This is a genomic window from Vibrio sp. Vb1755 (assembly GCF_033338635.1).
GTDB lineage: Bacteria > Pseudomonadota > Gammaproteobacteria > Enterobacterales > Vibrionaceae > Vibrio > Vibrio alginolyticus.
Genome location: NZ_JAWOTA010000218.1, coordinates 1 through 1,238 on the forward strand (window position 1 = coordinate 1; position 1,238 = coordinate 1,238).

Here is a 1,238-nt window from a genome sequence, read left to right on the forward strand (position 1 = left end):
TACTTCGCAATGGCGCGAGTGCTAAACAACGAATTTGGTCGTGAAGTTCTACCTGTAGGTAAAGCAAAAATCGCTCGTAAAGTTGAAGCAGTCGCAGCTTAAGCGTTAAATCGAACTCATTGAAAAAGCGGGCCAATAGGTCCGCTTTTTTATTTCATTGAATTTTATGAATCTTTTGGGCTTTCAAGTAGGAATATTCCGAATAAGACATTGTTGTGACCAAGAGCGAATTTTTTCTTCGAGAATGCTCCATTATTAAACTCCCCTATATAAAGAGTTTACAACTGATGAAAAATTACCTCTTGAATGTTTTTACGCTCGCTGTCGCGGTGATTTCATTTCCTATTTTGGCGCAAAATAGTGACCCATTGCCTTCGTGGAACGACGGTCAAACCAAACAAGCAATTATCCAATTTGTCAGTGATGTTACTGACGCTAACTCTCCCAATTTTGTTGCTCCTCAAGATCGTATTGCCACTTTTGATAACGACGGAACGTTATGGTCAGAAAAGCCGATGTACTTCCAAATCTTGTTTATGCTCGACCAAATTAAAGAGCAAGCGGCTAGCCACCCTGATTGGAAGACGACTAAACCATACTCACTAGTGTTAAGTGGACAGATAGATAAGCTGAGCTTAGAAGATGTTCTAACCATGGTGCAAAAAACGCATTCAGGAATGAGCAGCGATGAGTTCACTTCTATTGTACAGGCTTGGATAAGTACGGCTAAGCACCCCGTAACGGGCCGCCCATACACCGACATGGTGTATCAACCAATGTTAGAACTGTTGGATTATCTTGATAGCAATGGCTTTAAAAACTTCATTGTGTCTGGTGGTGGCAATGCCTTTATGCGAGCTTGGGCGACGGATGTCTACAACATCCCATCCGAGCGTATCATTGGTACTCGTCTATCTACAGAGTTCGTTAATGTTGATGGTAGTTACCAAGTTAAGCGCGTACCGGGCATTGAAGTGAATAACGACAAAGCGGAAAAACCTCAGCAAATTTATCAGCACATTGGTAAGCGCCCAATAGCTTCGTTTGGCAACTCAGATGGTGACCTACAAATGCTGCAATGGACGACGTCAGGTACTGGTCCTCGTTTAGCAATGTACGTTCATCACACGGATGACCAACGTGAGTGGAAATATGACCGCACCTCTAGCATTGGTAAGCTAGATAAAGGATTGGATGAAGCGAAAGCGAAAGGTTGGTTAATCGCTGATATGAAAAAC

At 42.7% G+C, this 1,238-nt stretch carries 1 protein-coding gene; it reads left to right on the top strand.

The window, feature by feature from the left end:
• Nucleotides 1-287: 287 nt before the first annotated feature.
• A partial coding sequence (locus R7E00_RS24035; RefSeq protein ID WP_318124771.1) for an HAD family hydrolase occupies nt 288-1,238 on the top strand: 951 nt, incomplete at its 3' end.